This is a genomic window from Anaeromassilibacillus sp. An250 (assembly GCF_002159845.1).
Lineage (GTDB): Bacteria > Bacillota > Clostridia > Oscillospirales > Acutalibacteraceae > Anaeromassilibacillus > Anaeromassilibacillus stercoravium.
On sequence record NZ_NFJK01000021.1, the window covers coordinates 12,829 to 33,960 of the forward strand.

The 21,132-nt window shown below is 52.7% G+C and carries 27 protein-coding genes; 25 read left to right on the forward strand and 2 right to left on the reverse strand.

The genetic code is table 11. The annotated features are described in order from the left end of the window. Positions 1–5: 5 nt before the first annotated feature. The 23 genes from B5F54_RS14835 to B5F54_RS17765 all read left to right on the forward strand — a co-directional run bounded on the left by B5F54_RS14835 (position 6) and on the right by B5F54_RS17765 (position 17,476). Positions 6–668 (forward strand): DUF6100 family protein, encoded by a 663-nt coding sequence (locus B5F54_RS14835; protein ID WP_087235014.1) that lies wholly within the window; start codon positions 6–8, stop codon positions 666–668. 142 nt (positions 669–810) lie between these two features. Further along, positions 811–1,950: a hypothetical protein gene (locus B5F54_RS14840; RefSeq protein WP_242969718.1), complete on the forward strand. Its 1,140-nt coding sequence runs from the start codon at positions 811–813 to the stop codon at positions 1,948–1,950. A gap of 4 nt (positions 1,951–1,954) precedes the next feature. Further along, entirely contained in the window at positions 1,955–3,832 is a 1,878-nt protein-coding gene (locus tag B5F54_RS14845; protein WP_087235015.1) for a VirD4-like conjugal transfer protein, CD1115 family, read from the forward strand. Between the two features lie 18 nt (positions 3,833–3,850). Beyond that, a complete protein-coding gene (locus B5F54_RS14850) occupies positions 3,851–5,155 on the forward strand; it encodes a S1 RNA-binding domain-containing protein (protein WP_087235016.1) in 1,305 nt (434 codons plus the stop codon). A 137-nt stretch (positions 5,156–5,292) separates the two neighbouring features. Continuing rightward, on the forward strand, positions 5,293–5,751 hold the full coding sequence (locus B5F54_RS14855) for a DUF4320 family protein (protein ID WP_087235017.1): 459 nt from the start codon (positions 5,293–5,295) through the stop codon (positions 5,749–5,751). 103 nt (positions 5,752–5,854) lie between these two features. Further along, positions 5,855–6,262 carry a hypothetical protein gene (locus B5F54_RS14860; RefSeq protein WP_242969719.1) on the forward strand — a complete coding sequence of 136 codons (408 nt, stop codon included), beginning with the start codon at positions 5,855–5,857 and terminating at the stop codon, positions 6,260–6,262. Between the two features lie 62 nt (positions 6,263–6,324). Next, positions 6,325–6,879, forward strand: coding sequence for a DUF6550 family protein (locus tag B5F54_RS14865; RefSeq protein ID WP_087235018.1), 555 nt, complete (start codon positions 6,325–6,327; stop codon positions 6,877–6,879). Between the two features lie 73 nt (positions 6,880–6,952). Further along, the gene (locus B5F54_RS14870) at positions 6,953–7,216 is read left to right on the forward strand and encodes a prevent-host-death protein (protein ID WP_087235019.1); all 264 of its coding nucleotides are present in this window, start codon (positions 6,953–6,955) and stop codon (positions 7,214–7,216) included. Beyond that, positions 7,206–7,526 carry a type II toxin-antitoxin system RelE/ParE family toxin gene (locus B5F54_RS14875; RefSeq protein ID WP_087235020.1) on the forward strand — a complete coding sequence of 107 codons (321 nt, stop codon included), beginning with the start codon at positions 7,206–7,208 and terminating at the stop codon, positions 7,524–7,526. Before B5F54_RS14870 ends, B5F54_RS14875 begins: the two co-directional genes overlap by 11 nt. Positions 7,527–7,599: 73 nt before the next feature. Continuing rightward, positions 7,600–9,300 carry a hypothetical protein gene (locus B5F54_RS14880; RefSeq protein ID WP_442856133.1) on the forward strand — a complete coding sequence of 567 codons (1,701 nt, stop codon included), beginning with the start codon at positions 7,600–7,602 and terminating at the stop codon, positions 9,298–9,300. Beyond that, complete coding sequence (locus tag B5F54_RS14885; RefSeq protein ID WP_172749763.1) at positions 9,275–9,766, forward strand: prepilin peptidase; 492 nt, start codon at positions 9,275–9,277, stop codon at positions 9,764–9,766. The genes B5F54_RS14880 and B5F54_RS14885 overlap by 26 nt, the downstream gene beginning before the upstream one ends. 26 nt (positions 9,767–9,792) lie before the next feature. Then, positions 9,793–10,617 carry a Flp pilus assembly protein CpaB gene (gene cpaB, locus B5F54_RS14890; protein WP_087235055.1) on the forward strand — a complete coding sequence of 275 codons (825 nt, stop codon included), beginning with the start codon at positions 9,793–9,795 and terminating at the stop codon, positions 10,615–10,617. Then, positions 10,610–11,359, forward strand: coding sequence for a hypothetical protein (locus B5F54_RS14895; RefSeq protein WP_087235021.1), 750 nt, complete (start codon positions 10,610–10,612; stop codon positions 11,357–11,359). Before cpaB ends, B5F54_RS14895 begins: the two co-directional genes overlap by 8 nt. Next, complete coding sequence (locus B5F54_RS14900; protein ID WP_087235022.1) at positions 11,343–12,743, forward strand: ATPase, T2SS/T4P/T4SS family; 1,401 nt, start codon at positions 11,343–11,345, stop codon at positions 12,741–12,743. Before B5F54_RS14895 ends, B5F54_RS14900 begins: the two co-directional genes overlap by 17 nt. Then, complete coding sequence (locus B5F54_RS14905) at positions 12,744–13,667, forward strand: type II secretion system F family protein (RefSeq protein WP_087235023.1); 924 nt, start codon at positions 12,744–12,746, stop codon at positions 13,665–13,667. It abuts the gene before it with no gap. Further along, positions 13,667–14,545 (forward strand): hypothetical protein, encoded by an 879-nt coding sequence (locus B5F54_RS14910; RefSeq protein ID WP_087235024.1) that lies wholly within the window; start codon positions 13,667–13,669, stop codon positions 14,543–14,545. Before B5F54_RS14905 ends, B5F54_RS14910 begins: the two co-directional genes overlap by 1 nt. A gap of 117 nt (positions 14,546–14,662) precedes the next feature. Continuing rightward, entirely contained in the window at positions 14,663–14,815 is a 153-nt protein-coding gene (locus B5F54_RS17760; RefSeq protein ID WP_172749764.1) for a hypothetical protein, read from the forward strand. 33 nt (positions 14,816–14,848) lie between these two features. Continuing rightward, positions 14,849–15,070: a DUF6133 family protein gene (locus B5F54_RS14915; RefSeq protein WP_087235025.1), complete on the forward strand. Its 222-nt coding sequence runs from the start codon at positions 14,849–14,851 to the stop codon at positions 15,068–15,070. Positions 15,071–15,161: 91 nt separating this feature from the next. Then, positions 15,162–15,488: a hypothetical protein gene (locus B5F54_RS14920; RefSeq protein WP_087235026.1), complete on the forward strand. Its 327-nt coding sequence runs from the start codon at positions 15,162–15,164 to the stop codon at positions 15,486–15,488. Between the two features lie 49 nt (positions 15,489–15,537). Then, complete coding sequence (locus B5F54_RS14925; protein ID WP_087235027.1) at positions 15,538–15,939, forward strand: zinc-finger-containing protein; 402 nt, start codon at positions 15,538–15,540, stop codon at positions 15,937–15,939. Between the two features lie 36 nt (positions 15,940–15,975). Continuing rightward, the gene (locus tag B5F54_RS14930; RefSeq protein WP_242969720.1) at positions 15,976–16,560 is read left to right on the forward strand and encodes a sigma-70 family RNA polymerase sigma factor; all 585 of its coding nucleotides are present in this window, start codon (positions 15,976–15,978) and stop codon (positions 16,558–16,560) included. A gap of 47 nt (positions 16,561–16,607) precedes the next feature. After that, a complete protein-coding gene (locus B5F54_RS14935) occupies positions 16,608–17,306 on the forward strand; it encodes a hypothetical protein (RefSeq protein WP_242969721.1) in 699 nt (232 codons plus the stop codon). Continuing rightward, entirely contained in the window at positions 17,306–17,476 is a 171-nt protein-coding gene (locus B5F54_RS17765; protein WP_172749765.1) for a hypothetical protein, read from the forward strand. Before B5F54_RS14935 ends, B5F54_RS17765 begins: the two co-directional genes overlap by 1 nt. A gap of 134 nt (positions 17,477–17,610) precedes the next feature. Here the strand turns inward: B5F54_RS17765 and B5F54_RS14940 are convergent, their stop codons facing one another. Continuing rightward, positions 17,611–18,444 (reverse strand): metallophosphoesterase, encoded by an 834-nt coding sequence (locus B5F54_RS14940; protein WP_087235029.1) that lies wholly within the window; start codon positions 18,442–18,444, stop codon positions 17,611–17,613. A gap of 321 nt (positions 18,445–18,765) precedes the next feature. Between B5F54_RS14940 and B5F54_RS14945 the strand changes: the two genes are divergently transcribed. Together B5F54_RS14945 and B5F54_RS14950 are read left to right on the forward strand one after the other, a co-directional pair. Beyond that, on the forward strand, positions 18,766–19,479 hold the full coding sequence (locus B5F54_RS14945) for a Na+/H+ antiporter NhaC family protein (protein ID WP_242969722.1): 714 nt from the start codon (positions 18,766–18,768) through the stop codon (positions 19,477–19,479). A gap of 36 nt (positions 19,480–19,515) precedes the next feature. Further along, the gene (locus tag B5F54_RS14950) at positions 19,516–20,091 is read left to right on the forward strand and encodes a macro domain-containing protein (RefSeq protein ID WP_242969171.1); all 576 of its coding nucleotides are present in this window, start codon (positions 19,516–19,518) and stop codon (positions 20,089–20,091) included. A 193-nt stretch (positions 20,092–20,284) separates the two neighbouring features. Here B5F54_RS14950 and B5F54_RS14955 read toward each other — a convergent pair whose 3' ends face one another. Next, on the reverse strand, positions 20,285–21,076 hold the full coding sequence (locus B5F54_RS14955; RefSeq protein ID WP_140400395.1) for a hypothetical protein: 792 nt from the start codon (positions 21,074–21,076) through the stop codon (positions 20,285–20,287). Positions 21,077–21,132: the final 56 nt, after the last annotated feature.

Sequence of the window (21,132 nt, forward strand, 5' to 3'; positions counted from 1 at the left end):
GTTAAATGGACAGACAAGTTATTTCTCAGCGCATCACCTCCATTTTAGGTGATATCAGCCGTCTTCAAAGCGCTCTGTATGCGATGAACACAACAGACATCCAGCGTTATCCTGACAACTACGAAGTTCTTTCCACCGACGCGGCCCTCCGCAGTGAAAGTATTGCCTGCCGTCTGCGGCATTTGATATATGCAACAACAACTGTAAAAAAGGCGGAGTATCTGCAATCGGCCAGTGTCATGCACGGCATTGAGATTCGTTATGAAAGCGGCGTTTTGGAGGTAATGCTCCCGTCCCTGCTGCCCAAAAGAAAACAGCGGCAGAGCACAGAGTTTTTGATTGATCCGGTGTACTTTGCGCTCAACAACTACGCCGACCACCATCCCATGCCCAAGTTCAGCCATTGTGTTGTCTGCTTTTCTCATATTTACAGCCGGGAACTCCCAGCCAGACGGGTGCGGGATTATGACAATCTGGAACTCAAGCAACTTTTGGATGTCATCTCCACCTTTATCATGGCAGATGACTCCGGCCTTTTGTGCGACGCCTACAACACGACGGAACTGGGGGAACAAGACTGTACCTGTATTTCGGTTATGGATCAAAAGTCCTTTTCAGAATGGCTTTCCAAGCGCCAAGACCACATGAAATCCATATCCGATTTTTAGCGGTTTTACGGCCCAAAAATCGGGACAGCCCACCAGAGGCCCGAAACTGCCGGACGGCGCGGCTTTCGCAGCCCCGGCAGCTACCTAAAAATACCCGGGTTATATGCAGCCTCGGTAGTTTCCCGCACAAGGGGGTGATTTCTTGAATCCCACCAGCCGCACATTGCCCAAACGCTCAACCAAGCCGTATCTGCTGCTGACCCTTACCGCACTCTCCGGCGAGTTCCCAGCCGGTCAAGCCGACAGGCTCGGCAGTCCCACCTACTTTGAGAGCGTTGTCAAGTCGCTCAAAAAGGCGGGCCTGTTGCGCACCTACTACAAAAACGGTCACCGAGGCTATCGGCTGACCCTCAAAGCCAAGGAGCTGCTTTTGGCAGACCAGCCCGCACGGTTTTCCTTTTTTCTTACCGGCAGCAGCGAAACCAACCACCCCAAGAGCGAGGTGACCCGCCGCCTGCGCCTACACAGAATTGCAGAGAGCATCGTCACCATGATTGGGGCGGATGTGGCGATTTTCCGGGATGAAAAGCCTCATGTCTTCTTCCCGGAGGGCGCTTCCGCGCCGCAGGCGCTGGATATGCCAGCTCCTGCCTTCTATACATCCAGAGAGATTAAAGAGGTCGGGACCGAACTTGCCCAGATTCGCGGCGCCCGCGCCGTTGGGGTACTGCTTACCACGGACCGGATCTTCTTGACCTATAATACCGGCGGTGCCGCCGAAATGAAGTGGGAGAATAAATCGGAGATGCGGGCCAAGGCGCTGATGAAGACTATCCTCTGCCAGCACCGCCTGCCATCACAATACGGCCCGGATGCGGTGCAGGCCCTGCTGATGGGAAGAGATATGGAAATCGTCAAACAGATTTTGATGGGACAGCGCACCGGCAACCACAATTATTTCATTTTTGATGGCAACTACGACCACTTTTACTACATTCCCAACAACCACGCCGGCGAGATCATGCTGAAGCTGCTCTGCAGCGAAGCCCTGTCCGCCGAACTGGACGGGATTCTGCGGCAGAATCTGATGCCCCGGCAGGCGGGCGGTGTAATTGAAAATGACGCCACCGACGCCCAGGGCGATCCGGTCCTGTTTGCTTATCTTCTGGATCTGCCCCGCATCCTGCGCTTTGACAGGGCGCTGGAGCTTCAGGACCGGCAAGGAACCGTAATCTGTTTTGACTTTCAAGCGGAGGTATTGAGGCAGTTCTGCTGTAAGAATATTTCCTTTGAAGTCATCAATCTGCAAAAATATGAAAGGGGGATCCTCCATCAAGCATAAAAAAATGCTGTTGGTACTGCTGGCCGGACCGCCGGTTCTTTTGGCGCTGCTTTATGCCGGCGGCTATTTGGCCCAGTTCATCGCCAACTACAATGCGTGGAAACAGGCTGGCGGCTATCCGGGAGACGGCACCTCGCCCATGATGCCGTCCGCCTCTTTTCTTACCTGTATCCAGTCAGTATTTACCCCGCCGTATGGCGTGTTCGGCATTTTTATCTGCGCCGGCCTGCTGTTGTTGCTGATCGCACTGGTGATGAAAATGGGTTTCAGTGACAATGGCGAGTACGACCGGGAGCGAAATCTCATCTACTCCCGCAAAGGCACCTATGGTACAGCGGGGTTCATGAGCCGCAAGGAGATGGCCGGCGTACTCGATCTGGTGCCGGATATCCGCCGTCACAAGGGAACAATCCTTGGGATGCTGGACAAGCAGGTGGTGTGCATCCCGGAAGATACGCCATTTAACAGTAATATCGCAGTGTACGGGGCCAGCGGAAGCAAGAAGACCCGGGCCTACTGCATCAACCGGATCCTGCAGAGCGCAGCCCGCGGCGAATCTCTGGTGTGCAGCGATCCGAAATCCGAGCTTTATGAAAAGACAAGCGAGTACCTGCGCAGCAAGGGCTATGTCGTCAAGGTATTCAACCTCGTTTTGCCGGAGAACTCCGACTCATGGAATTGTCTGGCTGAGATCGAGGGGAATGAATTGATGGCGCAGCTTTTCTGCGATGTGGTGATTAAAAACACCGGAAATGAACATGGGGATCATTTTTGGGACGCTGCCGAAATGAATCTACTCAAGGCATTGGTCCTCTATGTGGAGCAGGGATATCCGCCTGAAAATAAAAACATCGGCCAAGTGTACCAGCTTTTAACGCTCAACTCGGAAACAGAGCTGAACCATTTGTTTGACCTGATTCCGGCGACCCACCCTGCCAAAGCGCCCTTCGCCCTTTTTAAGCAGGCGTCTGATACCGTCCGAACCGGGGTCATCATCGGGCTGGGTTCCCGGCTGCAGGTGTTCCAAAACCAGATGATACGGGAAATCACCGGACATGATGAGATCGATCTGGAGCTGCTGGGGCAGAAACCCTGCGCATACTTCCTCGTGGTGAGCGATCAGGATTCGGCGCTGGATTTTCTCTCATCGCTGTTTTTGTCTTTTGTTTTCATCAAGCTGGTGCGCTATGCGGATAAAAATTTTGAAAATGGCAAGCTGCCGGTCCCAGTCCATGTCCTTGGAGAAGAGCTGACCGCGTGCGGCATCATCAATGACCTGTCCCGAAAAATTTCAGTAATCCGTTCGAGAAATATCAGTATGTCCTGCGTGTTTCAAAACCTCGCGGGCCTTCAAAACCGGTATCCGGACAACCAATGGCAAGAAATTTTGGGATGCTGCGACTTTTCTTTGGCCTTGGGCTGTACCGATGAGCTCACCGCCAAGTTTTTAAGCGACCGTACCGGCGAGGTTTCCGTCCACGTTTCCAGCAAGGCCAAGCAGCTGGGGACCTGGCGGATCTCCGACTACACCCCGGAATACCGTGAAACCAGCGGCGTCGGCAAGCGGAAGCTGTTGACGATGGATGAGGTGCTGCGTATGCCCATTGATAAGGCTCTCGTCATCATCCGTGGGCAGAAAGTACTGCAAGTCGATAAATATGATTACAGCCTGCACCCGGAGTCCAAATACCTTCAACCCTGCAAAGCTTCCGCCCACCTCCCAGAGTGGCGCAAGCAGCAGGCGCATCCGTTTTCTGCATCGTCTGCCTCATCAGCGGAGCCCACCACACCCAAATCATCCCGGCGGCGCAAGCCCAAGGCAGCAGACGGGCAGCCATCAACCGTCCGTAAGGCCGATAAACGGTCTATCATGGACAACTAAATAAGGAGGAACACATTTATGCCGAGAAAGAAAAATGATTTGTTGGAAGTTTTAGAACCCATACCCCAAGAGCAAATGGAGGATCAGGCTGATATGGCATCGGCAGCGGGTGCTTCTGGACAGGAAGACATCAGCGAGATTTTGGCGTCGATGGACGGCACCACTCTTGGATCGGACACGTTGCCGGAATCCGCCCCGCCCGCAGATGAAACACCTGAAGACACCCCTGCCCCTGCCGATACCCCCAATGCCGCTGAAGATACAGAGCCGGATCCGCCCAAGCCCAAGCGTGCCACTCGAAAGAAAAAGACCGCGCCCGCTGTACCTGTGGAAACATCTCCGCCTCCCGCTGCCCCTCCGGAAGTTCTGGAGCCGAAACCAGCTCCCAGACCATCGTCCCGCCGTATTCCGGTGGATGACTCAATCCTCACTGTGGATGTCCGGGGTGAGGCAGAGACTCATGAGAGCATCGAGGATACCATCTGGCATGAGATACACAATGCCTACCGCACCCATAAAATTCTGACGGGGACCCTCAGCGGTATTGAGCAGACGGACTCCGGCAAAACCTTGGTGGTGGCGGACTATAAACATTTCCGTATTATCATCCCGCTGAAGGAGATGATGATTAGTCTGGGTCGCAGCCCTTCCGGCGAGGCGTATACCGATTTGGTCCGCCGTCAGAACAAGATCCTTGGTAATATGCTGGGGGCCGAGATTGATTTTGTTGTCAAGGGCATCGACTCCAAGACCCGCAGCGTGGTTGCCAGCCGTAAAGAGGCCATGCTCAAAAAGCGGCAGCTCTTTTATCTGGACACCGACGCATCCGGGCGCTACCGCATTTATGAAGGGCGCGTCGTCCAGTGCCGCGTAATTGCAGTGGCCGAAAAAGTCATCCGGGTCGAGATATTCGGTGTAGAGACCTCCATTATGGCCCGCGACCTGGCTTGGGACTGGATCGGTGACGCGCATGACCGTTTCTCTGTGGGCGATCAGATTCTGGTGCGTATTACCGGCGTTTGGCGGGAGGGTTTGGAAGATGTCGGCGTAAGAGCCGATGTCAAGAGCGTATCTCAGGCAACGGACCGCAGCAACTTGCAGAAATGCCGGATCCAGAGCAAGTACGCCGGCACTGTCACCGACGTGCATAAAGGCATCGTTTACATCCGCCTGATGAACGGGGTCAACGCCATCGCGCACTCCTGCTATGACCGGCGGATGCCCGGAAAAAAAGATGATGTCAGCTTTGCCGTGACAAAGATCGATGAGGAGCGCGGGGTAGCAATCGGGATTATTACCCGCATTATCAAGCAGAACTTGTAATTGGCACAGGCCTGTCACAACATTGGCACGGTTTTGCGATGTTCAAGTAAATCCATATCTGCTATAATCAGTACAGTGAAAATTATGGACAGCGGCTGCCGGCCTCCCCGATTTGCAGTCGCTTTTTTGTAAAGGCGGTGATTTCAATTTTACAAAAGCGTATTCGCAGGCTCTTACATTCCGAGGCCGGCGACGCCAATTATCTGAGCACGCTTCTGTTCATCTTCATCGCGGTCATCCTGCTGGCTTTCATCTTGAATGTTTTCAGCATCATCAGCACAAAACAGCAGCTCGACCATGCAGCCGACCAGATGGTAAAGCAAATCCAGCTGGCTGGAGGCGTCAACGATGACACAGATGAACTTTTCGACTTCCTGTGTTCTGAGATAACCGGAGCCAGCGATATTGATTACACAATCTCTACCAGCTACCATACTCCACGGCCTGCCGGGATGCAGAAGGCCATCCAGCTTGGTACCCCGTTCTATATCACCATCACTGGACGAGCCGAATTGGGCGGTTTCTGGAACTTTGATCTCATCAACATCCGTGTGGTCGCCCGGGGCTCCGGTGTGTCAGAGATCTATTGGAAGTGAGGTGGATGGATTGCGCGAACTGATCAGCCGTATAAAACGGCCGCTGAAAAATGAACGTGGGGACATTCCGGTTTTCGCCTGCTTTTTTGTTACCGGAGTCATTATGCTGGTTACTTTCCTGCTACTCTTCTTCTCAGTCCAAATCAACTGCATCAACATTCGCAATGGCATCAAAATGGAGCTCAACAACCTCAGCGCCTCCATCTACGCAGACACCTACCGGTCACAGCGGGAAAGCAATTTCAGCGAGTATTTGAACACCCTCTATCAGAGCAGCAGCTATAAGAGCCAGCTGGAGAACATTGTTTTGGATGGGCTGGAAAGCAAAATTTCTCTGTCTACCGATGACTATACCATTCGCAACACCGATCTGGAGTTTTCCATAGACGGGGATCGCATGGAATATGTGTTTACCTGCGAGGTTGACTTTTTTATTAAAATGTTTGGCAGCAACTACCCTGTCATCACACAGGAGATCCGTTTGACCGGCTACCACAACACCAAGTTCTGAAGCCGCTGTTGAAAAAGGCCTGGCGAAAAGCGTAAATAAGGAAAGAAGGAGGTCTTCACTTTATGAAAAAGTTTTTTACGTCAAAACCATTTGTCATTTCTGCTCTGGCGGTCCTTTGCATCGGTATTGTTGCCGCCTGTCTGATTTGGGGACGGGATAAACCCAGCGAGTTCACCCCTGACCCGCAGGAGAGCCAGACCACCGATGAGTGGAAAGACAATTCTTCCTCCGGCAACGGCGCGGAAAGCTGGAACACTCCCGGTGGTGCGGAAAACCAGCCGGACGAAGCATACCCCAAAGTCGTGGAAGAAACCGAAGATGAGGTCGTTGTTGATTTCACAGCGCCCAAATCCCCGGATGAGGCGGAACCCCCCGAAATACCGGAAGGCAAGACAGAGATTGCGGATCCGGAACCTGACCACACCCCCAACATCGACCCGTCTGTTACAGCGCCTGAGCCCGAAGCGCCGGCATCCAGTGGCCCTGCCCCCGGCAGCACCAACAACAACGGTGAATTTTATGATCCAGTGTTTGGGTGGGTAAAGCCCGGGACTGTTCAACAGCAGGAAATCGACAACGAGGGCGACCCCAATAAAATGGTCGGCAATATGGGTTAATATTCAGACATAATCATGCTTGAATATCGCACAGTATTTGTGCTATACTATAGGCATGAAAGGAAGTGATCTTATGCCAACCATTCGTCCTATGGCAGACCTTCGTGATACAGGCAAAATTTCTGAGCTCTGCTATCAAAAAAACGAGCCTGTTTTTATCACAAAAAACGGAAGCGGGCATCTTGTGGTAATGAGCATGGATACCTACGAAAAGCAGCTTGGCATTCTGGATGTCTACCGCAAGCTGGGCGCCGCGGAAAAACAACTGGAGGATGGCGTTCCGCTTCTGGATGGAGACGAGGTGATCAAGCGCCTGCGCGAAAAGCATGGAAAATGAGCTGTATAAAATCCGTTACACCCCTCTGGCATACGAGGATCTGGACAGCATTGACAGCTACATCTCTGAAACGCTGTGCAACGAGTCTGCGGCGGAACGGCTGCTGGACAAAATCGAAAAAGCGGCCGGCCAGCTCAAACAGTTCCCGCGCATGGGCAGCGAGGTAGAGGATCCGTACCTGAGCGCAAAGGGGTATCGGAAACTGGTGGTTGACAACTATCTGCTTTTCCACCTCATTGATGACGCCCAAAAGGAAGTTATCGTTATGCGCGTCATATATGGCGCACGCGAATACCATGACCTTTTATAAACAATGAATAGAAGGCATACAAGCCGTCACTTCATGACAGGAAGTGACGGCTTTTTATGTTCAAAGGAGTGTGATTTCACTGAAAAGACTGTGCGGCCTGCTCTTGAGCTGCCTGTTGCTGATGGGTATGCTGGGGACTCCGGCTTTTGCGGATGGCGGAAATCCCAACATCGACGGCGGCGGTGGTTCGATGGGGCAAGGTACTTCTACAAATTTTTGGAATCCGGGCAATGATGGCGTTCGGATTACGGTTGTGAACAGCGAGAGTGGTTCTGCAGCGGCAGGGCCGGTGGATTTCTCCAACCGGACGCAATCCGGGACGATTGCCCATTTTGGCAAAGTAAGCAAGCTGAGCTACCGTGGTGGTGCTTCTCTTTCCCTGCAGTCCGGCGTCGCATATACCTGCCTCAAGCCTAAAACGGCAATGCCGACCATCGTAAGCAGTGGGGGGCGCAATAATATTGACGCCATCAAGCGGTACTTTTGCAGCGAGTATGCCTGTATGATGGTAGCGGAGGCCACCGGGATTGGCTATGAAGACCTCATCAGCGGCCAGTATAAGCTGCTGATTGAACCAATGGTCTTTTTTACCTACAACGGCCAGTATTATGCTATGACTGCGACTGAAGCTGCTCTGTACGATCAAATGGCAAGCGGCGGTCTGCGAAGCAAAATGGCGTCTCTGACGCATCAAAACCTCCCGCTGGCTCTTTACCTGGAATACAGCGATCTTGGCTTCCCAGTTTGGTCCGGCGGCGCCAGCGGCCGCCAGTCCAATACCGATATTATCAACGCCCTGGGGCTTGGTATTGTGTGGTTTGATGAGGTCCCAGACCCGCCCAGTATCGATGCGCCGGATGTTCAGTACCGGGTAGATACGGATGTAATCACCAGCATCACCCTCTCGACTGGCAGCCGCAGAACTCCGGATAATCCCGCGTCGGTAACCTTTACCATTGACGGACGGCGCTACCGGGTTGACAACATCGTGATTCCCGCCGGCGATTCCCAAGTGGTCTGGGTAAAATGGCACACGCCCAGCACGCCGCAGCGGCTTACGATTTCCGTATCGGTCAGCGGCGGATCCACAGCCCAAACCACATTTATTGCCGATATTGTGGATCTAAAAGAGAAAGTCCCCCCAGATCCGCTGGCGACGGATACCAATCCGAGCTACTCCGTCCCCAGCCTGCCCTCCAACTCCCAGAAAACCACTGCGCACTGGGGAGTGTGGGACTGCTACTGGGTGCCGGATTGGGATTGGTGCGACCATGGCGAGGATGGCGGCCACTGGGTTGACAACGGCGATTGGGAATATTCCTATGACAGCTATTCCGCCAGCATTACCGGAACGATGGAACTGATGCCCGATGATATTGTTCCTACCGCTGAAGGCAAAAGTATGAAATCGGGCTATGGCGTAAAAGTAGATGTAACGACGAGATTGACTACGAACTCCCCCTCCAGCCATTACACTTATACCCAGACCGCCCTGTCCGTATTTCCGGAGTTCCAATACCAGACATACCTGCGGTTGCTGGAGCGGACTTCAGGCGGGATGAATGCGGTATTCAATTTCCGTGAAAATGAGTTTTCCACCTATAACCGCAGGGTGCATTTCACTCCGGTGTGGTTCCCAGACAAAACAAAATACACGGTTTACACGCAAGTTTGGGACACCTGGACGCCAGATGGGATGCTGTCGGTCAATCTGAACGACTATGTGGCGATTGACAAGAGTTTGTTTGATGACTGGTACACAAATCGGGAATAACCCGCTGCTGGCAGCCTATGGCGCCGTTCTGGTTGCCATCATTACCGCTTTTGCAATCTATGACCTGTACAAGAGGCGGGTGCCGAACAAGGCACTCGCCTTTTCTGCACCTGTTTTTCTGGCCGCCCCCATATTGGCGGCATGGGATGGCGGATCTTGGAGCATGGCGGTTGCAGCAGGCCAAATCATATGGTCCCTTCTGGGGGCGCTGGTGGGCTTCGGCATCCTTCTGTGCGCGGCGATGCTCACCAAAGGCGGTTGTGGTGTTGGAGGCGGCGACATCAAGTTGGCCGGCCTGATTGGCTGTGCTCTCGGTCCCTATGGGACGATGGGTATGTTGCTGACCGCCTGCATTTTGTGTATTCCGGCGGCATTGTTCTGCAGGATGCGAAGGAAAACGGCGGCGTTGTCTTTGCCTTTTGTACCATTCCTCGCTGTTGGCTGCTGCCTGGTCTTTCTATTTTAAATCATCAGTTAAAGGAGTCGATCAATATGAAGCTTAATAACCGATTTCTGTTCGGGATTCTCAGTATCCTGCTGGCGGCCATCATCGCTTTTGTGGCCCTGCCCACCATCAGCCGGCAGACTAACGGGAAAACAGAAATTGTCCGTGTGACCCAGCCGGTGCTGAAAGGCGCTGCCATCACCGACAAGGATGTGGAGATCGTAGAAGTTGGCAGCTACAACCTCCCCTCCAATATCGCCGTTTCCAAAGAAGATGTGGTGGGGCGGTATGCCGCTGCCGATCTGGCGGCAGGCGACTATATCCTGTCCAGCAAAGTCAGTGTGACTCCGGTCACATCGGATATTGCCCTCAACAGCATTCCTTCCGGCAAGGTGGCAATTTCACTGACGGTCAAGACGCTGGCCAGCGGCCTGTCAGATAAGCTGCAACCGGATGACATCATCCGCATCTACCACTTCCTCGACACCGCAAAGGACATCCCTGAACTGCAATTCGTCAAGGTCCTCTCGGTCACCGATTCCAAGGGCTACAATGTGGATAACACCAAGGAACTCTCCGAAGAAGAGGAAAAACAGCAATCTGCCACAATTACAGTGCTTGCCAGCCCAGAACAGGCCAAAATCATCACTGGACTCGAAAATGACGGCATGGCCCATGTCGCTCTGATCTCACGCGGTAATGAGGCGCTGGCAGAAGAACTGCTGGCCGAGCAGGATCAGCTTTTGACGGAGCTCTATTACCCGGAATTGCTGGAGCCGGAGCTCTCCACTCAAGAAGGCCCCGCTTCTGAACAAGGGCTGGAGAGCGAAGAAAGCACCATAGCTGAAGAGGAGGTAAGCGCCAATGAGTAAGGTCATCACTGTCTGGGGCAGCCCTGGCAGCGGCAAATCCATGTTTTGCTGCATTCTGGCCAAGGCGCTGACCCGGGACAAGCAAAAAGCAATCATCATCAATGCCGATATCAGCGTACCCATGCTGCCGGTATGGTTGCCCGAGCAGATGATTGAAACGGGGGCATCCATCGGCCATGTGCTGACCTCGGTGGATATTGACACCACTCTGGTGGCCAGCAAGGTCACTGTCCTGAAGAGCTATCCCTTCATTGGACTGATGGGGTACACCGCTGGCGAGAACCCGTTGAGCTACCCGGAGATCCGCTATGAGATGGTACTCCGGCTGATCGAGTCTGCGGCCAAGCTGGTGGATTTCGTAATCTGCGACTGCAGTTCCAATATGACGAACTTCTTTACCCCGGCCGCTATCGAAGCCGCCGACACAGTGGTCCGCATTTTGACGCCTGATTTGAAGGGCGTGAACTACCTGAAAGCTCATCAGCCTCTGCTGACCGACAAGCGGTTCAAATATGCGGAACACTTGACTTTTGCCGGCCAAGCACGCCCTTTCCACGCCATTGATGAAATGGAGCATCTGATCGGCGGTATGGACGGCCTGCTGCCGTACAGCAAGGAGATTGACCGGTGCGCAACTGAGGGCGGTATGTTTCAGGCCATCAAATACTGCCACCCTAAATATATGGCGTCGCTGAAAAAAGTTCTGGAGGAGGTGGCCGCAGCCGATGAACAATTTGAATGATATTTTCTTTGCCCCCACCGCCTCTGAAGAACTGAGCTATGAGCAGATCTTGGAGGATGTGCAGCGGTATTTTGCGGAAAATCATGCTGTTGCCATTGCCGGCGAGGGTGACAAGGGCGGCGAACTGCTTCAGGAGCTGATGACCCAGTATCTTGTTAAACGCCGGTACACTGTAGAGGGCCTGTCCACCGAAGAATTGGTGGAGCGGTTATATGAGGATATGGCCGGCTACTCCTTTCTCAAGAAATGGATCTATCTCACCCCAGGCGTAGAGGAGGTCAACATCAATGCCTATAACGACATTGAAGTCATCATGAACAGCGGGCGCAGCGTCAAGATCCCTGAAAAGTTCTCATCTCCCCAGCACGCCATCGATGTGGTGCGCCGAATGCTCAGCTCCTGCGGTATGATACTGGATGACACCATGCCCTCGGTGGTGGGCTATCTGGACAAAAACATCCGTATTTCTGTGGATAAGACGCCCATTGTTGACCCGGATGTGGGACTCAACGCCAGCATCCGAATCGTCAACCAGCAGACCGTGAGCAAAGAGAAGCTGCTGGAATCCGGAAGCGCCACCAGCGAGATGCTGGAATTTCTGACGGCCTGCATCCGATACGGCGTATCAGTCTGTATCGCCGGCTCCACCGGCAGCGGCAAGACCACCATCATGGCATGGCTCTTATCTCAGGTCCCCAACAACCGACGCCTCATCACCATTGAAGAGGGCAGCCGCGAGTTCGATCTGGTGCGGCGCGATGAAAACGGCCGGATTGCCAATTCCGTCGTCCACCTGCTGACCCGCCCCCATGAAAACCCGGCGCTTAATATCAACCAAGACTTCCTGCTGGAACGGGTGCTGCGCAAACACCCCGATGTGATCGGCGTCGGTGAAATGCGGTCGGCGGCAGAGAGTCTTGCCGCCGCCGAGAGTTCCCGGACGGGGCATACGGTCTGCACCACCATACACTCGAACAGCTGTGCATCCACCTACCGCCGTATGATGACGCTGGCCAAGCGTAAATATATGATGAGCGATGAAGTTCTAATGCAGATCATGGTGGAGGCGTATCCCATTGTCGTCTACACCAAACAGCTGGAAGACCGCAGCCGTAAAATCATGGAGATTATCGAAGGTGAAGGCTATGAGGACGGCAGGCTTATCTACCGCTCACTCTACAAGTATGAAGTGGCGGATAACACGATAGATGAAAACGGCGAGCCTCATGTAGTGGGTCGGCACAGAAAGGGCGATGACATCTCGGGCAACTTGCGCAAACGGTTCCTGGACAATGGCATCTCGTTCAAGGAATTGGAGGTTTTCTCCCAAGAGCCGAGCCAGCTTATGCGCAAATTGGGCCCCTTCCCAAAGGAGGTAGATTGAATGCCGTGGCTTTATATCATCATTTTTCTGCTCATCAGTACCGGGCTGCTCTCCCTGTTCGGCGTTCATGTAACAGATCTGCTTACCATTTTTTCTAAAAGCAAGAGTGTGACGCTCTCCGACGAATTGAAGGTCGTGATGGGCATTCCGGTCAAAGGGTTCTTCAACCGCGAGTACGAACTGGGTGAGATGCTGCGCAGTATGGGCCGCGCAGAAAAATTTACTGCTGTTAAACAGCTGTCTTTATTGCTCTTCGCCGTGGGCGCCGTGCTGGCGCTGCTGTTGAACAACATCTATATGGTCCCTATTTTCGGCATCGGTTTTTCTCTTGTGCCGGTCTGGTATCTGCGCAGCACCGCGGCTACCTATAAAAAACATCTCAACGAAGAGTTGGAAATGTCGATCTCCATCATCACAACATCGTACCTTCGGACAGAAGACCTTATCAAATCGGTCAAGGAGAACCTGCCTTTTATCAACGAGCCGGTCAAATCCACCTTCAGCGCCTTTGTATCGGAGGCGGAACTCATCAACGCCAATTTGGTGAGCGCCATCAACTCGATGAAGATGAAGGTTCCAAACCGGGTCTTTCACGAGTGGTGTAACATTTTGATCCAGTGTCAGTCAGACCGGTCCATGAAACAAACGCTGCCCACCATCACGCAGAAATTCAGCGATGTCCGCATTGTCCAGTCAGAGCTGGAGGCCATGATGCAGGGGCCGCGCCGTGAAGCGATCACCATGGTATTCCTGGTGATAGCCAACATCCCTCTGCTCTACTTTCTCAATCAGGACTGGTTCCACGCCCTACTCTTCACTACACCCGGGAAAATCGCACTGGCCATCTGTGGAGCCATCATCCTGTTTTCTGTATCGCAGATTATGAAGCTGTCCAAACCGATTGAGTATGGGGGTGATGTATAATGGTGTTCCTTGCGCTGATGGCCTGCATCCTGGTGGGCGTCGCAGCCTATAACCTGACCTGTGCATTTGTGGATGTCCCCACCAGCAAGACCTCAAAAATGATGATGTTTGCCAAAAAGCAACAGGGGATCCGCAGTGAAAAACTGCACGAGGTCTACATTACGAAGATTGCCACCAAGCTAGCCCCCTTCATCCATTTGGATAAACTGAAACGGGACAAGCTGCAGTCAGTACTGAGCATTGCCGGTATCCCGTTGTCGCCGGAAGTCTATACGCTCCGGGCTTATGTGACGGCCAGCCTTATTGTGCTGGCAGCCTTGCTCATGGCTGTAGTCATGCCGTTGTCGGTCCCTATCCTGATCGGCCTGGCTGTCGCCATGTGGTTCTCCACTTATTACAGTGCCTTTGATTTTGTAAAGAAGAGAAAAAAGGTCATCGAGGCGGAGATCCCCCGGTTCGCCCTCACCATCGCGCAGAATCTGGAGAACGACCGCGATGTGCTGAAGATCTTGGCCGCTTACCGCCGTGTGGCCGGCAAGGAGTTCGGCATGGAGCTGGACCAGACGGTGGCCGACATGAAGACCGGCAACTACGAAAATGCCCTGATCCGGTTTGAGAGCCGGATTGGCAGCACCATGCTCTCTGATGTGGTGCGCGGGTTGATCGGCACTCTTCGCGGCGACGACCAGCGGATGTACTTCCGCATGATTACCTTTGACATGCGCCAGATCGAGCAGGCAAACCTCAAGAAAGAAGCAGCAAAACGGCCCAAGAAGATCCAGCGCTACTCGATGATGATGCTCTTCTGTATCGTCATCATCTATCTGGTGGTATTGAGTACCGAGGTACTCGGCTCTCTGGGGGCCTTCTTCGGGTAAGAAAGCCCCACTTCAAGGAGGTGATGGAAAATTGTATTTTAGTGGGATCCCCCCTAACCGGGCGAGCAGCGATATGCTGTACGCCCGGTTTTTTTGTATCCCCAAAAGGAGGAGTCGATGAAAAAGAAAAAATCCCGCCGCAGCCGTAACCGGCGATTTTTCCAGCGGCGTAAGCCCTGGCTGGCGGCAGTCTATCGTCGGCAGCCGGTACCCAGCAGCACCGCACATCCATGGAGAAATCCGTTCCTCAAATCTATTAGACGTACCTAAAGAACCACAATAACACAAATATGGAGGTAATTTATGTCCAAATTTTTCAGCAAGATCCGATCTGGAGTGAATGCTCTGGCCATCCGTTCCCATATGGCCCTGTCCAACCAGAGGGGAGATTTTTATATCAGCGACGCTGTGAAAATCATCATTGCCGTCGTGTTGGGTGCTCTGCTTCTGGCCGCCCTGACCCTCATTTTCAATGATACGGTGATTCCGCGCATCACCCGTGAAATCGAAGGGCTGTTCAGCTGATTCGCCTGCCCGGGACTGGCGCTGTATCGACGCCGGCCCCGGGCTTTTTTTATTAACTTTTTTGAATGTTGAATAATGGAGGTGAAGGGACATGAACGAACACACCTGTGAACTCTATCCCTTTTTGAAAGCAGCCGGCGGCAACTGGCGCAACGCCCTGTTTGTCCGGTGCGGAAAGCTACCATGTGCGGATATGGCAGACTGCTCCGGCTTCTTATTCTGCGCAGACGCCGATGGAAGACCCTTACTCGTACCGGAGCATCGGTTCCGCCAGCTCTCCGGCGAGCAGATTGATCCAGCGGAGTGTGCAGCTCAACTGGATTGGCGGGCCTTCGCGTCGTCCTATCATCTCTGGCTGGTTTGGACGATAGAAAACCCCGCCCACTGTCCCTGCTTACAGATAGAGTCATCTATGTAAGCAATTATACGTATTAACACCGCATTACCGCGGTACAGGAGGTGATTGATTGAAACGGGCTTATGTAAAGTGTCCCTACTGCGGCGCTCAAGCGATGCTGCGGCCTGCCCATGTCGTACACGGTGACCAGGCAAAGCAGGGCCAGTACCTCTATGTCTGCAACCGCTACCCTAAATGCGACGCCTATGTGGGAGTTCACGCCAAGTCCCTTCTGCCTCTGGGAACGCTGGCCAACGGAGATCTTCGGTACAAGCGAATTTTGGCGCACCGGGCGTTTGAGCAGCTCCAGCGAACCTGCAAGATGGAGAAATGGCAAGCGTACCAATGGCTTCAGGCCAAATTTTCTCTTCGCCGTGACCAGGCTCATATCGCAAAGTTTTCTGTGTATATGTGCGATCAGCTGATTGCGGCCTGTGAGGAAGTAGAGGCAAACCACAGGCGAGCAGCTTGAATCTGTCACATTTGATAATGGAAACGAGGTGATTTTATGAAGAGGCTGCCGCCCTTAAATGAGCAACAGCAGCAACTGGTGGAAAAGAATTTAACTGTCATCCACTGGGCGATCCACAACTTTGTGAAGATAAATGAAACGGTATTTGGTTTTGAATATGATGACCTGTACGGAGAAGGCTGCGTATTGCTTTGTAAGGCCGCAGCCACCTACGACTCCGAAAAGGGGCGGTTCAGCGCCTATGCTCAGACCGTTGTGAAGAATGGGCTGCTTTCCTACTGCCGCATCATGTGCAACAGGCAGAACCGGCAGCGTCTGCTTCTGGATCCCAAGGTCTTTGAGGATAACGAGGAAACCTATGCAGCTCTGTTGGCGATTGAGGATCCTCTGGATGAACTGACCTCTGAAATAGACGCCCTGGCGCTTCTGGCATCCGTCAAGAAGAACTATCACGGAATCGTTCGCCTCGGCATCGAGGCGTTGGAGTGGAAAATAAAAGGGTTGTCCGGCCGGGATATTGCCGATCTGTACGGCGTTCAGCCCAACACCGTGGGCGCATGGATCTCCAGAGCCGCAGTGAAGCTGCGGGAAGATGAGCGTGTTTTAACATGGAAATGTTGAACTTCCGCAGTTTCAAAGCGTAAATAAGAAATAAAGGAGAAATTTTCATGACTACAATCTATACAGCCGTTGGGAGATTTCAAAAGAGACAAGGCGCCGGCGGTTTGTCCTGCCCCATCATCACGGTGGGCCAGCGGGAATACGGGGTTGATTTGCAGGAGATGATCCTCTGGACCATTCTTAACTGGAGAATTTTGAAAGCTGAACAGCTTGAGGGGCTTTATCAGGAGAAGTGTCTTGAGGTCAATTACCAGGCCAATCGTCCCTTTGATGGTTGTCTTCGCCGCCTGCTTCAGCGCGGGCTGGTGGTCTCCGGATCAGGCCAGACGGATGAAGACGCCCTGTACCATTTGCTCTCCTGCCTCTATATTGTCCCCATCTCTCAGAGCATTCCCCTCCGCGCCGCCACCTTCTTAAAGCTCATGCTGTCCGGAAAGGCCACCTTTGCCCAAGCTAGGCGGCTGTTCAAGAAGAATACCCTGTCTGACTGTGAGCGACGTGTGATGGAGTTGTCGAAACAGGCCCTTCTTTCTACTGCAGAAGTCATCAAATGTGTGGAAAAGGATGCTTATGATCTGTCCAGCAGTACAAAAATCATGGACATCCTATACGGCGACAATGAAACAACCAGTGACAACATCGCCAGTATAGCGCGGTGTTTTGAAAGCCGTCAACCCGTTATTCTCGCCGTGGCGAATTTGTACCTGCGCCAGCAGATTATTTTTGAACGGGGGGATCTGGCTTAATGGATATATGGAAAGACTGTCCCCAGATCCTGATTCATAAGCTGTTTTTAACATTGCTGATAGGAGTCGGCTGCCTGCTCGTCGGGATTGCGTATTTCTGTTTTTACCACGACTTTTTCTTTTTGGTACTCAGTGCCGCAGTTTTTATCAGTACATTGCAGCAACTGTGACAGAGGAAGGGGTCGTCCTGTCCTGGTAATGGGGACGACGCGAATCACAAAGGAGGAGTGATATGATTGAAAGCCGGGTTGACCCGCGAGGAATGGGCAGCCGAGGTCGCTCGCCAGAATACGGAAAAGGCCGATTATACACTGATAATTTCGGGTCTGTTGTTAAATCGTATCGGGATGATGCTATTTCCTATGCCCCTACTTACAACCATAGTTGTATAATTTTCTGAGTATATCCCGGCATCGTACTTTGGAAACAATCCTTGATTAGGCGCCACTATTCCACCGATAATAGGTAAGCGAAACTGTCCTCCGTGTGCATGGCCACTCAAAACAAGGTCAATATTTTCGGATACATAGTCTTCAAATGCTTCTGGTCTGTGTGAAAGCAACACACAATAATTGTCAGTTAGATTCATATTATTGATTTTCGTTTTTATCATGCTTTGCTGAAGGGGGGCTCTATCTGTAAAATCGGGGTCATCTAAGCCAGCAAGCTGTATGCTTTCCGTGTTTTTTATCAATTGTACTGCTCTATCATGGAGAATAGCAACACCTTCATCAAGCAATATACTTTCTAATTCCTGATATTGCTCACCAAGCCATGCCTCATGATTTCCTGTTACATAATAGCAAGGTGCAATCCCTGTAAGAGTTCCCACGAGTTTTTGGGCTATATCAATATTGGTCTTGTTGGAATCTACCAAGTCCCCAGTTATTACTATAATATCAGGCTTTTCTTTTTCTATCAATTTTATTAATTGACTGTTGTTTTCACCGAATTCGGCATTGTGTAGGTCAGAAACGACAACAATACTATAATGATCAAATGAAGCAGGGAGCTTATCGCTTGCAACCGTATAGTGCGTAATCCCCACAGTTGTATTGCTCCAAGCGGTCCATATTACGAGAAGAACCACTATTACTGTTACTATATAAAAATGCCTTTTTGATTTTTTCCTTAACATAATGCTTCCCTCGCTTAATTTCCCGCTCGATAAACCTGAGTACTTGCATGAGAAGGCTGTCCGACAACCACAAGATCCCTCGGGAGGCCCAGTCCTACATCATCGACTCCACCGGCGCCCCAGTCTGCGCTCTGCTGCCCTTCTCCACATGGGCGGTCTTCTTCGCCGGTCTGTTCTACGCCGAAGCCGGTATCCCGGAACTGGGCTACGGCAGTGCTATTGACACCTTCTACCACATCATCCCCTTTACCTTCTACGCCATCGCCGCCGTAATCATCGTCCCCCCTGTTCGCCTATGGCCTGATCCCCAAGTGGGGGCGAATGCGGAAGGCATATCAGCGAGTGAAGGAAACCGGGCAGGTCTACTCTCCGGAGAGCCGGGATCTGAATCTGGATGAGGAGGATGAGTCCCCCGACATCAAAGGTAATATCTTGGATTTCGTCCTGCCCATTGGCGTGCTGATTGCCTTGACCATCGTCACCGGCGAGCTATTCCTGGCCCTAATCGCCGCTATAGCCGTGTGCTTCCTGCTTTATATCCCCAGGAAGAAAATGACCGCCGCCCGTTTCTGCGACCTTGCCATGCATGGATTCTGCAACATGATCCCCACCGTTGCCATCATCTTCTTTGTCTTTGTCATGCAGCAGGGCATGACCGACATCGGAATCGCCAGCTATGTCATTGACGCCGTGCGGCCCGTGATCAGCCCCGTACTGCTCCCGGCCATCACCTTCCTGCTGGTAGCAGCGCTGAACTTTGCCACTGGAAGCACCTGGGGCATTCCTGCTCTGGTCAGCCCCATCATCCTTCCGCTGGCTCTGTCCATCGGCGTCAACCCTCTGGTGGTCATGGGTGCCATCGTCTCCGGCGCCACACTGGGCAGCCATGCTTGCTTCTACTCCGATGCAACTGTCCTGACCTCCAGCTGCTGTAAGATGAACAATATGGATCACGCGCTCTCGCAGTTGCCCTATGCTATGTGTGCGGCCGGGATTGCAACGGCGGGCTACCTGATTTGCGGTTTTCTTCTGTGATGAAATATGGTATGATTTCGATGGAGGTGTTTGCATATGCGTATCGTACTTGGGGATATTACTAAAATGGACACGGACGCCATCGTCAATGCCGCCGTTTCCGATCTCTCCCCCTGTCCCGGAATATGCAGCGCAATCTTTGCCGCAGCGGATACGGAGGAGTTGAAAAAGGCCTGCCGGAAGATTGGGCGATGCCGAATCGGCCACGCTGTGGTCACGCCCTCCTGCGGACTTCCGTCCAAAATCATTTTCCATGTGGCTGGCGCTGGCTGGTATGGCGGGGTCCAGCGGGAGCGAATGCTCCTGGAGGAATGCTACCGCCGGGCGTTGCAGAAAGCTCTGCTCTACAATTGCAGGACTGTGGCAGTTCCACTGATCTTCTCCGGCGACTGCCATATGCCTCGGGCCGAGTCTATCCGCATCGCGGGAAAAGTTATCCGGGAGTTTGAGGTTCGCCATCCGGACATTGAGGTCACTCTGGTTCTCTACCGAGAGGGGGTCTATGAGATGGCCCGCCGTCTGCTGGCTCAAGATAAGCCAGACTCTACTGAAGCTGATGTTGGTCGCTCGGAGCCGGAGCCTGGCAAATCACCGGATCGCCCATCTATATAACACAGTAAGCAGGAGGCTGGTCGATACCGACCGGCCTCCTGCTGCTTTGAATGGCTTTGCCCATAGATAGAGGCGAAGACATTTTCAGGTCTTTACAAAGAGGTTTCATTGAATCATAGTTATGCCGCCGGCATACGCCTTTGCAGGCCCCGAATCTTTTTGAAACCTCGTTTCCAAGGATAAGAGTCACCGTCTATGCGATTGGGCTTGTGTAGGTAAACCGGTGCCCGTTGAGCTCCATGTCCAGCACGACGCTCGTCTTGGCCTCAGCATAAACAGACGGAGGGAGCAAAGCGGTGACAACTGTGATATATTGCGTTATAGTCTGACGTTCATCCGGATTATCCCAAGAGGAAATCTCGGTTTCCTCCGTTTCACCGTCAACTGCGTAGTTTTCCTGAGGGATGGGCTGACCATCCGCCAGCACCGTCACACTGACAGTTTTACCCACCGCGTCTTCCGGCGCACCGCACACCACGGGGAGGAAGTCCTCTCCTTTAAACTCATACAACCGGATTTCCACCATACCAGTATCCGGGTCATAGGAGCAGCGAAACTCGGGGCTTCCGCCCATATGCTCGGCCACATAGGTTTCCGTTTCTCCATCGGTCCGCTCAATGGTCAGGGTGATCTCAAAATCCGGATGGCTCCCCTCGCCGTTGGCCGCCCAATATGCTTCGAAATCGGGCACAAAATTATCATACATCGCGCTGTAATGCCCGGTATCGATCTCCTCCCTGGAAATGCCTTCACCAAAGATGTCTTCATAGAAAGCCTTTTGAGAAACTAAATCAAACACATCGATCCTGGCCGATGAAATGGTCTCCGGATTGGCCAGAGTCGCGTCTATCAGCCCATAGGAGCTGTTTATGATGGCAGTGTAGATTTGGCATTCCTCCTGCGCATCCGGTTCCTCCGCATCAGAGGATGGCACTTCATGCGGGTCAGAAGCCTGCAGTTTCGGAGAGCCTGTCGAGGATTCCACGACAGATCCTGTATCCGAATTTTCTGTTATTTTTTCTGCCGACTCTCCACACCCAG